Genomic DNA, 11,709 nt, shown 5'->3' on the forward strand with positions numbered 1-11,709 from the left:
TATTAGTTACGGTGAGTTTTGCGATAACGATTTACCGCCACACTGATGGCGGCAACAACACCAGGTGATGGATTGCCATCTGAGTGAGAGGAATCTGGAGCCGAAGATGGCGTGCGCTGCGGCACAGGTTCAGGATGCGGAATTAGCCGCCCCATCAATGCCATAACAACGATCAGTAGTAACAGAAACGCCAGCACGGCGCCCATACCAACCAGCATGATTTCTGCAGCGTTGACAAATAACTCAGTCACGTTCACTCCTGCTTTGGTAGCCTAAAATGTTATAAAAAGATTAAAGACTATGGTAGCAGGCTTAGCAAGCAGATAAAGAGATATATAACCGGTATAAAGAGATAAAATATTGGGGAAAAACTAAGAAATGGCGCGCTCGGGAGGACTCGAACCTCCAACCGCCTGGTTCGTAGCCAGGTACTCTATCCAGTTGAGCTACGAGCGCATCATCGGGGTGTGTGTGAAATTGGCGCGCTCGGGAGGATTCGAACCTCCGACCGCCTGGTTCGTAGCCAGGTACTCTATCCAGCTGAGCTACGAGCGCGCTGATTTCAACGTCTAAACGTTACTGGCGGAGAGGGAGGGATTCGAACCCTCGATAGGGCTATAAACCCTATACTCCCTTAGCAGGGGAGCGCCTTCAGCCACTCGGCCACCTCTCCGTAACGTTGTGGCGTGCATTCTAGCGAGGTTGGAAATAATGTCAATCGCTTTTTTCCATCTCTGCGTTCAAGTGTGGGATATTTAACCATCTCGACCAGTTTTCAGGCAAAACCGGCCAAAAAAGACAAAAGCCAGCTTAACGCTGGCTTTTTCATTTAGTGTTTTTACTCGGGCAAGCGGAACGGTATTGTCTGACTTATTCGTCAGTGGTCTGGCCGTCGTCCTTTTCAGACTGAATGCGCATATAGATTTCTTCCCTATGCACAGACACCTCTTTTGGGGCATTCACTCCAATACGAACTTGATTGCCTTTTACTCCGAGCACTGTAACGGATACATCATCACCAATCATTAGAGTCTCACCGACTCGGCGTGTCAAAATCAACATAACTTGCTCCTTCAATACTGTCCCGCTTCACCACGAATTAGAACGTTTCCCTAAGCTACTGATTGGCAGTCTAACAATATCCGCGACAATTACACTATAACGAAACATATATAATCTCGTTAACTTTTAAGTTCGTTTTGTAACCAACTTGTCGCTGTTGCCAATGCTTCGCTCAGGTGCTCAGGTTGTGAACCGCCGGCTTGCGCCATATCCGGACGGCCGCCACCTTTGCCACCTACGACATTCGCGGCTTGATTAACCAAATCTCCTGCTTTCACGCGTTTGGTTAAATCTTTCGTAACCCCAGCAATCAAGCTCACCTTATTAGCTTGCGCTGTAGCAAGTAATACGACACCTGACCCCAATTGGTTCTTCAAATCGTCGACTAAACCGCGCAGTGCTTTCGGATCAGTTTGCTCAAGTTCGGCAACAATTGCTTTGACACCACCAATGTCTGTTACTTGATTAATTAGACCACCACTGGCCTGTTGCGCAAGTTTTTGCTGCAATTGTTCTTTCTGCCGCTCCAGTTCTTTTGCGCGAGACTGCAGTTGCGCCACTTTCTCCGGAACCGATTCGTGGTCGGTTTTAAACTCTGCAGCCAACTGGTCAAGCAAGCGTTGCTGGCCGAGCGTGTAATCCACCGCCGCTGCGCCAGTAACCACTTCGATACGGCGTACACCCGAGGCAATACCGGTTTCATTGATAATACGGAACAAACCAATATCGCCCGTTGCGCGAACGTGGGTACCGCCACACAGTTCCATCGACACGTCACCCATACGCACCACGCGCACATCGTCATCGTATTTCTCGCCAAACAACGCCATAGCACCGGCCTGTTTGGCGTCTTCAATGTTCATCAGCTGCGTGCTGAGTTCAATATTGGCACGGATCTGCGCATTGATCTGTCGCTCCAGTTCGGCAATCTGTTGTTTACTGACTGGCTCAAAGTGGGAAAAGTCAAAACGCATCCGTTCGGCTTCAACCAACGAGCCTTTTTGGTTTACGTGCTCGCCGAGTAGCTTTCGCAGCGCTGCGTGCAGCAAATGCGTGGCCGAGTGATTGCGGCGAATATTATCGCGTCGCTGTGCGTCAACTTGAGCTTCGACGCGATCATTACGTTTGATTGCGCCATGAGCTTTACCGTGATGCGCAATCGCCTTACCAATGTATTGGGTATCGCTTACTTCAAACTCACCGTCGGCCAGCAACAGCCGCCCGGTATCACCCACCTGACCGCCGCTTTCGGCATAAAACGGGGTTGCTGACAAAATCACGATACCTTCATCACCGGCCGCCAGTTCGTCCACCGACTCGCCATTTTTGAACAGCTCGACAACCGTCGAATGTCCTTCATTGCTGTCATAGCCGAGGAATTCACTCTGCTGCGATGATTTCAGTTGGCTGTTGTAGTCAACGCCAAACTGTGAACTTTGTTGTGCGCGTTGACGCTGTTCTGCCATCGCCTGCGCAAAACCCTCTTCGTCGATGGTCAGCTTCTGCTCGCGGGCGATGTCTGCGGTTAAATCCATCGGGAAGCCATAGGTGTCATACAATTTAAACACCACATCTCCGGGAATCACTGTACCCTCAAGGCCGGCAATTTCTTCGTTCAGAATCGTCAGACCGCGCTCGAGTGTCTTCGCAAACTGCTGTTCTTCACGATGCAACGCATCTTCGATAATTTGGCGCTTTTCACTCAGTTCGGGATAAGCATCTCCCATCTGATTAATAAGCTCAGCCACCAATTTATAGAAAAACGCCTGTTTGGCCCCCAACAAATGACCGTGACGCACAGCACGACGGATGATACGGCGTAGCACGTAACCGCGGCCTTCGTTAGACGGCATAACACCATCGACAATTAAAAACGAACAGGAGCGAATATGATCAGCAATGACGCGCAGCGATTTGCTCTCGGTATCATCCACACCAACCGCCTGTGCAGCCGCTTTTATCAGCGCCTGGAACGTATCGGTTTCGTAGTTACTGTGAACACCCTGTAAAATCGCAGCAATACGTTCCAATCCCATGCCCGTATCAATCGATGGATCCGGTAGGGGTTCTAATGTGCCATCAGCCTGACGGTTATACTGCATGAACACCAGGTTCCAGATTTCGATGTAACGGTCACCGTCTTCTTCCGGCGTACCCGGAGGGCCGCCCCAAACCTCAGGGCCATGATCATAAAACACTTCTGAGCACGGGCCACAGGGGCCGGTATCACCCATTGACCAGAAATTATCTTTTTCACCAATACGGGAAATTCGATCTTCAGGCACTCCGATTTCTTTTGCCCAGATATCATAAGCTTCATCATCTTCGGTAAAGACAGTCACCCACAGCTTTTCTGCCGGTAACTTGAGCTCTTCGGTTAAGAACTGCCAGGCGTACTGAATAGCTTCACGCTTAAAGTAATCACCAAAACTAAAGTTACCCAGCATTTCAAAGAAGGTGTGATGACGGGCTGTGTAACCAACGTTTTCCAAATCGTTGTGTTTGCCCCCGGCACGCAGGCACCGTTGTGCAGAGGTCGCTCGCGTATAGCGGCGCTTGTCGGTTCCCAGAAATACATCTTTAAAGGGCACCATACCGGCATTCGTAAACAATAAGGTCGGATCATTACCGGGAATCATTGACGCTGACGGTACACGTTCATGTCCCCGTTCAGCAAAAAACTGTAAAAACTTCTCACGAATTTGGGCGCTATTCATGCTCATTTAACATCCTATTGAACTTCTGCCTGAACCGAATTTGACTGTCTAGATTATCACGAAGCGAAAGCCTCGCCTAGCGTTCGAGTTCGCCGAGTACGGCGAAAATCTCATCGCCATTGAAGCCTTTTTGCTGCAAGTAGCGCACGCGCTTTGCCCACTGTTTGCGATCCTCCGGTGCCGAGTCACCAAATTTTTTCTGGTGCGCGGCGCGGCAACGACTGCGCCAGTCCGGCTGTTGCTGTTCCAGAACTGCCTCAACCAGTTCGCGCGCAATACCGCGCTGTTGTGTGGCCTGCGCCACGATTTTTAATCGTCCTTGGCCCTGCATAAGTTTGTCGCGAACAAAGCTCTCCGCAAATCGTTCATCGCTCTGCCACCCCTCAGCCTGTAACCAGTCAAGCAGCTCTGCAACCGCTGCGCTTGACCAGCCTTTTTTAACCAACTTCTGACGCAATTCAAAACGGCTGTGCTCGCGCCGGGTCAGTAGCCGAAAAGCGCTGTCTTTCAGTGCTTGAGTATCATCCGATACGGTTTTATCGCTTGCTGAGGAACTTTCATCCATAGCGGGACTCCAACTGATTAAATTAAAAGAAGAGAGGTGATAATGAAACACTCCGATCCATTTTGGAAACCAACCCTGATATTAACAGTTTGTCTGGCGTTGCTCATTTCTTTTACTTCCTTCGCGCAGTCATATTCTGCGAGCGACAACACCCACGGCCTGCGAGTATCCGGTTCCGCCAGTGTCAGTGCGGTACCTGACCAGGCGTCACTGACCTTCACCATCGAACAACGCGGCAATAAACTCAGCTCGTTAAAGACACAAGTCGACCAATATACCACTGCGCTGATTGATGACTTGCGTCAACGTGACATACCGGATCGCAACATTCGTTCCTACCAGTTGAATGTTTATCCGCAGTACGATACCTCCGGCGATGGTAAGCGTGAACAAAGCGGTTTTGTCGTGATGCGGTCACTGGAAGTTACGCTACCGTCACTGGAGCTCTATGACCAAATCATTGATTTAGCACTGGCACAGGGGGTGACCCGTGTTGGTCAGGTACAGTTTGAGGTATCTAATCAACAACAACTGTATCAACAAGCGCTGCAACAGGCCTTTAAGAATGCCCGTCAAAAAGCCACCTTTATTGCTGATACGGCCGGCGTCATTATCGACGGTGTCCTACGCATCGAAGAACAGTCGATGTCGCAGCCAATCATGATGCAAATGGCGGAGCTTGATACTCGCTCAAAGTCTCCCTCATTGCCCGGCGAACAACAGATTGAAGCACGACTGAATGTCATATTTTCCATTAAAAACACAAACTAAGCGGGACAAGCGTATGCCGCTGTACTACAATTTGTTAACAAATCATCTGCCAACGACTCCGTGACGTCAATACCACGCTTTATCGCATTGTATGTTTTAGCATTCGTTGCAATGGCCTTCAGCGTTGCCGGCAGCGCCGCCGAACCCTGGCAGAAATGGCGGGTTGACGCCAGCAATCATCCGCAACGCTGGCTCAATACCACACAGGAATGGATTCAAACATACGATCGTGATCGTCAATTCAAAGACCTCGCCCTCGCTTACGCAATTCGGGTAGAGGCGCTGCGCTATTCCGGTGACGAAGATCATGTCCAGGCTGCCATTGAAGAAGGGCTGCGCTTCGCCAAACTGGCCGATTACCCTACCGCAACATCACTGCTACGGATTAATCAAGGTTGGTATTTTATCCAGCGTGGTATGCTTAAACGCGCCGCCAGCAGTGCCATTTATGCCATCGAAGCCGCAAAAGATGCCGACAACAGTAATCTCATTATCGAAGCGGAAATACTTCAAGCCCAGGTTTTTCATGAGTCCGGTGATGTCGCCCGCGCGCTTGAAATCCTCGAGGCATTGGAGCAACAACGCTACTCCGATCTCCCCCGTCTGCAAATGGAGTTCCATGGGCTGATAGGTGCCATCTACCTTGAAATTGGTGCGTACGATATCGCTTTGCAACACATGCACGATACCCTGTCGATTGCCCAGCAACATCTTGGTGACTGGGATGTTTCGGTCGCTCAGTACAATCTTGGCCGAGCCTATTCGCTCACCTCGGATTATCAGAAAGCCAGACAGTATTTTAATCAGGCGCTGGCGTCGAGCCGCAAAATCGACGACCAATTGGGCATTGCTTATGCGCTGCAACGACTTGCGGAGATCGAAGATACCCAAGGTAATGAGCAACGTGCGCTGCAACTGATAGAACGTGCACTCCCGGTTTTTAAAGCGGCCGGAGCCCACCCGATGGAGGCGCAGGCGTGGCTCGCAAAAAGTGAAATTCATTTGGAGCAACAACAAATCATCAGTGCCGAACAGACACTGCAAGCGGCACAGTCATTAATCAACACGCTCAATGATACCAAGCTGTTACAGCGCCTTTACGAACTGCAATCACGGTTATTCCAGCAACAGCAAGACTATCAGCAGGCACTGGCGGCCTATCAGCAATCCGTCGACTATCTGTTGCAACACCAACAGACACTGCAGAATAAGCAAATTCAGGAAATCATGGTACGTCTGGAGATTCGTGAGCAAGAAGCCACCAATGAGCTACTGCAAAAAGAGAATCAGTTGCAACAGTTGCAATTACAGGAGCAGCGGACCTCCAATTATCTGATGTTATGGCTACTGTTTTCCGGTGCCGCCATCGTTCTGCTGATCAGCTATTTTCTTTATCAACAGATGCGGGCGCGTCGCCGTTATGCCGAGCTTGCACTGAAAGATGATTTAACCGGCGCACCGAACCGTCGTGCCATTGTCCGGCAATGTCAGCTCGGGCTGGAAGCGGTCGCGCACGGACAGCACCAACTTGCTCTAGCGGTTGTCGATTTCGATTTCTTTAAACAAATTAATGACTCGTTTGGCCATGACGTCGGTGACGCAGTGCTGCAACGTTTTGCTGAGGTTACTCAGGATTGTTTACGCAGTCAGGATAAATTCGGCCGTCTTGGCGGTGAGGAGTGGCTGTTGGTACTGTATGATGCAACCGAACAGGATGCGGAACTGATTTTCAACCGTCTACTCAACCGCATCAACGAGCAACCCATCCGCGGCTTGCCCGAAAGCTACCGCATTACCTTCAGTATGGGCTTTGCAACCGCCACGGCATCGGACACCTTCGAGACCTTATATAAGCGAGCTGACGATGTCCTTTACGATGCTAAGGAGCATGGTCGACAACGGTTAAAGATTGCGCCAGCGGCCGCGGTAGCGAGTGACTGATACAGTGTAGTCCGCCACCGCCAAGTACAAACTCGCGCGCATTCACCGTCATTATCCGATAGTCCGGCAGCGCTGACTTCAGTATGCTCAGCGCGATATCGTCCTCAGCCAGTCCGTACTGAGGCAATACCAAATGATGACCGACCACAATCACGTTCACGTAACTGCACAACAACGCCACGGATGTGTCACGTTTCATCACCCCCGCTGCTGATTTCAGTCCCGATCGTTCAGGGGATGTCGGCCATTGCGGGTAAGGCAGCGGCAGCGCAATTTGGCGAATATGATCGGGTAACAGCGCCAGCTGTTGCTGGACAAGCCGGCAGGCAGGATAATCCGGGTGTTCAGGGTCGTCAGTAGCACTGTAGATCAACGTTGTATCATTAATAAACAACGCCAGATTATCAATATGGCCAAAGGTTTCATCAGCGCTGAGACAGGTTTCGATAAAAACGGGTCGCAACGGTGCAAAATCTTCTGCGATGCGCTGTTTCAGTTGTGCGGCGGGATAGCCGGGATTGCGCTTGCACAAACTGGTAAAACCGACCAATAGCCATTCACCGTTATGGCTGAACATGCCGCCCTCACCCGTCCAATCGGTGCCGGTCACGACCTCACCAAACAGCTGCTTTGACAACCTTGCATCCTGCTCAATATGCGACTGTACGCCCCCCCAACCGTCAAATTGCGGTAACAGCCCGCGCCAATCGTCGCGGGTGTCATCAATAAACCATAACGGCAGCGTATCGCGTAACCAGATGTCGTCATAAGCCACCGTTTCAGGGGTTAAACAGCAGACATCGATAACCGCTGACAGATTGTCGCGCAGATTACTCAGGGCTTGTTGAGCAGGTTTCGCCTGGTCACGCCAGACATCATCACGGAAAGGTACGGCGAGCAGCAGTTGCTGTTCGCCGGCATACTCTTTAAACCAATGGCGCATACTATTTTTTCGGCTTGTTTGCGCGTGGCTTCTGTTGTTTTAACTGTTGTTTGCGTTTCGCGGTCGCTTTACGAATTTTACCAAATCGCCGCTGCTTCGATTCTTTGTGGCGAGGATCAATAAATGAACGTTGTTCAGCCGGCAGTTTAACTTGCTTGCGCAAATAGTTAACTTCCTCCAGCGACAACTCTGTCCAGCCCCCCTGCGGGAGCCCCGATTCTAATGGAATGTCGCCATAACGAACACGGATCAGACGACTGACCTGAACTTCCTGAGATTCCCATAACCGGCGGACTTCACGATTACGTCCCTCGCTTAAGGTAACGTGGAACCAACGGTTAATACCTTCGCCGCCAGCCGCTTTGATGGTATTAAATTTCGCCGGCCCGTCTTCCAGTTGCACACCTTTGCGCAGACGTTGCAACATAGCTTCATCCACTTCACCAAAAATACGCACGGCATACTCGCGCTCAATCTGCTGACTTGGGTGCATCAATCGGTTGGCCAGTTCACCGTCGGTGGTAAACAACAATAATCCAGACGTATTAACATCCAGGCGACCAACCGCCACCCAGCGCGCGCCGGACATTTTCGGTAACCGGTCATAAACCGTCGGGCGGCCTTCAGGATCTTTACGTGTACACAGTTCGCCCTCAGGCTTATGATACATCAGCACCCGGCAGATCACGGCCTCTTCCGGCTTAATCTGTACTTCGTGCCCATCAATCCGCACCTGAGCATCGGCATCAATACGTTCGCCAAGTCGCGCCACTTTGCCGTTAACGCGAATGCGTCCGGCAGAAATTTTTGCTTCAATTTCGCGCCGTGAACCGTGGCCAGAACGTGCCAATACTTTTTGTAACTTTTCAGTCATTCAGGAAATCTCTCTCGTTAGTCGCTGTCTCAGCGGTACGTTTTTCATCCGGTGAATCAATCACCGGCAATTCATCCAAAGTTTTTAAATTAAAATCATCTAAAAATTCGTTGGTGGTTGCATAAAGTTGCGGGCGTCCCGGCACCTCTTTTACTCCCACCACTTTAATCCAGCCTCGCTCCTGCAGCGTTTTCATAATATTGCTGCTGACACTGACACCACGAACTTGTTCAATTTCACCACGGGTTATCGGTTGCCGATAAACGATCAGCGCCAAGGTTTCCAATAACGCTTGCGAATAACGTGGTGGTTTTTCCTGCCACAAACCCGCCAGCCGCTGCCCAAGTTCCGCCCGTGTCTGGAAGCGATATCCGGACGCCACCTGCACCAATTGCACACCACGTTCCTGATAGTCTTGTTGCAGTTCATCCAACGCTTTCTTTACCGCCGTCAATGACGTTTCGCTGTCATTCAGCAACAATTGCCGCAATTGTTCCGCCGATAATGGCTGCGGATGAGCAAACAACGCGGCTTCTAATAACTGTTTAAGCTGATTCGAATTCATCATGTTGGCGTTTTAAGCGAATGTGAATGTCACTCATTGGCTCCATTTGCGACAATTCTATCATTGATTCCTTCACAAGTTCCAAAATTGCTAAAAAACTAACCACAGCCCCTGCTCGACCCTCACTGCGTTTGAATAAGCGTGAGAAGCTGACGTAATGGTTGTGTTGTAGCAACTCTAAGACCTGACTCATCCGAGCCCGGGTGGACAACTGTTCGCGTTTGATTTGGTGGTGAGCCTGCAGCTTGATGGTATTGAGTACCCGACTGAACGCCAGCGTCAAATCCTCCAGCGTCACCTCCGGTGGTGGCACTGTTACATAGTCTTTGGCATCGGTTTTTATCTCACTTAACCAACTGTCACGACCAATCTGCGGCTGTTGCTCAATAAATTCCGCACCACGTCTTATCGCCTCATACTCTTGCAGTCGCCGCACCAGCTCGGCGCGCGGATCGTCCTCTTCTTCATCCTCTTGCGGAGGCTTGGGTAATAACAGTCGACTTTTGATTTCCGCCAGCATTGCCGCCATCACCAGGTAATCGGCCGCCAACTCCAGTTTCAACTCTTTCATCATTTCGACGTATTCAACATACTGTCGGGTGATGGTCAGTACCGGGAGCTCAACAATATCCAGTTTTTGCCGTCGGATCAGATACAGCAATAAATCCATCGGTCCGGAAAACGTTTCCAGAATCACTTCCAGCGCATCCGGAGGGATGTAGAGGTCTTCCGGTTTCTCAATGACCGGCTCGCCGCGCACAAATCCAAGTGGTAACGACTGCTGTTCCGGCATGGTGTTGTTGTTCAAAAGTCGAACGGTTCGGTGTCACCGGCGCCTTCACGACGGATGGTCGGCGCTCCCTCAGACAGATCCACTACCGTGGTGGGATGCTCGGCTTTATTACCACCGTCAATGATCAAATCAACCAGCTTTTCCAACCGCGCTCGAATCTGATGAGGATCGGCTTCCGCTAACTCACTGTCGTCCAGGATCAAACTGGTCGACATCAGCGGTTCATTGAGTTCTTCCAATAATGCCAGCGCAATGCGGTTCGTCGGCACGCGGATACCAATGGTTTTCCGTTTGGGGTTTAACAAGCGTTTCGGCACTTCTTTGGTACCCTTAAGAATAAAGGTGTAAGGCCCCGGCGTGTTGTTTTTCAGCAAACGGAACGCATCGTTGTCGACACGAGCATAAATCGACAGTTCCGACAAATCGCGACACATCAGCGTAAAATTATGGTCTTTATCGATATTACGTATCTGGCAGATGCGATCAACACCCTGCTTGTTACCCAGTTGACAGCCAATCGCATACCCCGAATCGGTGGGGTACACCAGCACCCCGCCACGGCGAATAATATCGACAGCCTGCTGTACTAATCGTTTTTGTGGATTATCAGGATGAATTTCAAAATATTGGCTCATTTACGCCTCCAAGCTTAGGTGGGCAACCATTCACTCCATATTGGCACACACTGCTCCGGCAGACAAAGGTTTTTGCCGAGGTCTCGCCAGCCATTGGGGTGATGAAAATCCGAGCCCTGCGAGGCTTTTAACTGATAATCCGTGGCAAATTCAGCCAGTGCATTACGCTGTCCCAGCGGTTGCTGACTGATACTGACTTCGATGCCGTCCAGCCCCCAACTTTTGGCTTCCTGACACAGCTTGCGCAGCCACTTATTCGATAGTTTGTAGGCATGCGGATGTGCCAAAACGGCGTCACCGCCCGCGGCGTGGATAGCGGCAATAGCGGTTTCAATGTCACACCATTGTGCTTTTACATAGGCGCTGTTGCCCTTGCCAATGTATCGGTCAAACGCTTGCTGCGGACGCTCTACCACCCCCTTTTCGACCAGCGCGTCGGCAATGTGCTTGCGGGTCGGCATTGCGCTTATCCGACACTCTTCACGAGTCAGCATCACACCCCGTTTTTCGAGTTTTTCCAGCATCTGCGTAAAGCGTTGTTCGCGAGCCTGTTGCTGGCGCTGCAACAACTGTTGCAGCGCTGGGTGATGACAATCAACGTTTAAACCGACGATATGAATTTCGAACGCATGCCATTGACAACTGAGTTCGACACCGCCAACTAGCGTTAACGGTAACGGCTGTCGCTGCAGATAATCCGCCGCCGCGAGGCTACCGTCGACAGTATCGTGGTCGGTGATCGCCAGTACATCAATGTCGTTGGCAACGGCGCGCTGCAAAAGCTCATCCACCGCCAACTGGCCATCGGAGTAATTACTGTGGCAATGCAGATCAATCCTCATA

12 protein-coding genes and 3 tRNA genes are annotated in these 11,709 nt (G+C 50.8%); 2 read left to right on the top strand and 13 right to left on the bottom strand.

Annotated features, from left to right (window positions below; genetic code table 11):
• Positions 1–2 precede the first annotated feature (2 nt).
• The 7 genes from C5610_RS08615 to C5610_RS08645 all read right to left on the bottom strand — a co-directional run bounded on the left by C5610_RS08615 (position 3) and on the right by C5610_RS08645 (position 4,344).
• The gene (locus C5610_RS08615; RefSeq protein WP_105306813.1) at positions 3–251 is read right to left on the bottom strand and encodes an oxaloacetate decarboxylase subunit gamma; all 249 of its coding nucleotides are present in this window, start codon (positions 249–251) and stop codon (positions 3–5) included.
• Between the two features lie 128 nt (positions 252–379).
• Positions 380–456: transfer RNA gene (locus C5610_RS08620), tRNA-Arg, on the bottom strand.
• Between the two features lie 22 nt (positions 457–478).
• Positions 479–555 (bottom strand) — tRNA-Arg (locus tag C5610_RS08625).
• 25 nt (positions 556–580) lie between these two features.
• Positions 581–673: transfer RNA gene (locus tag C5610_RS08630), tRNA-Ser, on the bottom strand.
• Positions 674–870: 197 nt separating this feature from the next.
• Positions 871–1,062 carry a carbon storage regulator CsrA gene (gene csrA, locus C5610_RS08635; RefSeq protein ID WP_105306814.1) on the bottom strand — a complete coding sequence of 64 codons (192 nt, stop codon included), beginning with the start codon at positions 1,060–1,062 and terminating at the stop codon, positions 871–873.
• A gap of 119 nt (positions 1,063–1,181) precedes the next feature.
• Positions 1,182–3,785 carry an alanine--tRNA ligase gene (gene alaS, locus C5610_RS08640; protein WP_105306815.1) on the bottom strand — a complete coding sequence of 868 codons (2,604 nt, stop codon included), beginning with the start codon at positions 3,783–3,785 and terminating at the stop codon, positions 1,182–1,184.
• 70 nt (positions 3,786–3,855) lie between these two features.
• On the bottom strand, positions 3,856–4,344 hold the full coding sequence (locus C5610_RS08645) for a regulatory protein RecX (protein WP_105306816.1): 489 nt from the start codon (positions 4,342–4,344) through the stop codon (positions 3,856–3,858).
• A 42-nt stretch (positions 4,345–4,386) separates the two neighbouring features.
• Between C5610_RS08645 and C5610_RS08650 the strand changes: the two genes are divergently transcribed.
• Together C5610_RS08650 and C5610_RS08655 are read left to right on the top strand one after the other, a co-directional pair.
• A complete protein-coding gene (locus C5610_RS08650; protein ID WP_105306817.1) occupies positions 4,387–5,115 on the top strand; it encodes an SIMPL domain-containing protein in 729 nt (242 codons plus the stop codon).
• A gap of 111 nt (positions 5,116–5,226) precedes the next feature.
• Positions 5,227–7,056 carry a tetratricopeptide repeat-containing diguanylate cyclase gene (locus tag C5610_RS08655; protein WP_105307764.1) on the top strand — a complete coding sequence of 610 codons (1,830 nt, stop codon included), beginning with the start codon at positions 5,227–5,229 and terminating at the stop codon, positions 7,054–7,056.
• On the opposite strand, the gene C5610_RS08660 is transcribed toward C5610_RS08655, so the two are convergent.
• The 6 genes from C5610_RS08660 to C5610_RS08685 are packed head-to-tail and all read right to left on the bottom strand — an operon-like array spanning position 6,995 to position 11,708.
• Positions 6,995–7,999: an agmatine deiminase family protein gene (locus tag C5610_RS08660; protein ID WP_105306818.1), complete on the bottom strand. Its 1,005-nt coding sequence runs from the start codon at positions 7,997–7,999 to the stop codon at positions 6,995–6,997. The two genes, C5610_RS08655 and C5610_RS08660, sit on opposite strands and share 62 nt — an antisense overlap.
• Position 8,000: 1 nt before the next feature.
• Positions 8,001–8,873 carry a 23S rRNA pseudouridine(2605) synthase RluB gene (gene rluB / locus C5610_RS08665; RefSeq protein WP_105306819.1) on the bottom strand — a complete coding sequence of 291 codons (873 nt, stop codon included), beginning with the start codon at positions 8,871–8,873 and terminating at the stop codon, positions 8,001–8,003.
• Positions 8,866–9,441: an SMC-Scp complex subunit ScpB gene (gene scpB / locus C5610_RS08670; RefSeq protein ID WP_410054408.1), complete on the bottom strand. Its 576-nt coding sequence runs from the start codon at positions 9,439–9,441 to the stop codon at positions 8,866–8,868. The genes rluB and scpB overlap by 8 nt, the downstream gene beginning before the upstream one ends.
• Positions 9,419–10,231 (bottom strand): segregation and condensation protein A, encoded by an 813-nt coding sequence (locus C5610_RS08675; RefSeq protein ID WP_105306820.1) that lies wholly within the window; start codon positions 10,229–10,231, stop codon positions 9,419–9,421. The genes scpB and C5610_RS08675 overlap by 23 nt, the downstream gene beginning before the upstream one ends.
• Before the next feature lie 11 nt (positions 10,232–10,242).
• Positions 10,243–10,866, bottom strand: coding sequence for an L-threonylcarbamoyladenylate synthase (locus C5610_RS08680; protein ID WP_105306821.1), 624 nt, complete (start codon positions 10,864–10,866; stop codon positions 10,243–10,245).
• Positions 10,867–10,880: 14 nt separating this feature from the next.
• On the bottom strand, positions 10,881–11,708 hold the full coding sequence (locus tag C5610_RS08685) for a PHP domain-containing protein (RefSeq protein WP_105306822.1): 828 nt from the start codon (positions 11,706–11,708) through the stop codon (positions 10,881–10,883).
• Position 11,709: the final 1 nt, after the last annotated feature.

This window comes from Idiomarina sp. OT37-5b (genome assembly GCF_002968395.1).
Classification (GTDB): Bacteria; Pseudomonadota; Gammaproteobacteria; order Enterobacterales; family Alteromonadaceae; genus Idiomarina; species Idiomarina aquatica.

Coding starts and splice junctions, on each gene's coding strand:
- csrA (WP_105306814.1), bottom strand. CDS start 1,062: ATGTTGATTTTGACACGCCGAGTCGGTGAGACTCTAATGATTGGTGAT.
- alaS (WP_105306815.1), bottom strand. CDS start 3,785: ATGAGCATGAATAGCGCCCAAATTCGTGAGAAGTTTTTACAGTTTTTT.
- C5610_RS08645 (WP_105306816.1), bottom strand. CDS start 4,344: ATGGATGAAAGTTCCTCAGCAAGCGATAAAACCGTATCGGATGATACT.
- C5610_RS08650 (WP_105306817.1), top strand. CDS start 4,387: ATGAAACACTCCGATCCATTTTGGAAACCAACCCTGATATTAACAGTT.
- C5610_RS08655 (WP_105307764.1), top strand. CDS start 5,227: ATGGCCTTCAGCGTTGCCGGCAGCGCCGCCGAACCCTGGCAGAAATGG.
- C5610_RS08660 (WP_105306818.1), bottom strand. CDS start 7,999: ATGCGCCATTGGTTTAAAGAGTATGCCGGCGAACAGCAACTGCTGCTC.
- rluB (WP_105306819.1), bottom strand. CDS start 8,873: ATGACTGAAAAGTTACAAAAAGTATTGGCACGTTCTGGCCACGGTTCA.
- scpB (WP_410054408.1), bottom strand. CDS start 9,441: ATGATGAATTCGAATCAGCTTAAACAGTTATTAGAAGCCGCGTTGTTT.
- C5610_RS08675 (WP_105306820.1), bottom strand. CDS start 10,231: ATGCCGGAACAGCAGTCGTTACCACTTGGATTTGTGCGCGGCGAGCCG.
- C5610_RS08680 (WP_105306821.1), bottom strand. CDS start 10,866: ATGAGCCAATATTTTGAAATTCATCCTGATAATCCACAAAAACGATTA.
- C5610_RS08685 (WP_105306822.1), bottom strand. CDS start 11,708: ATGAGGATTGATCTGCATTGCCACAGTAATTACTCCGATGGCCAGTTG.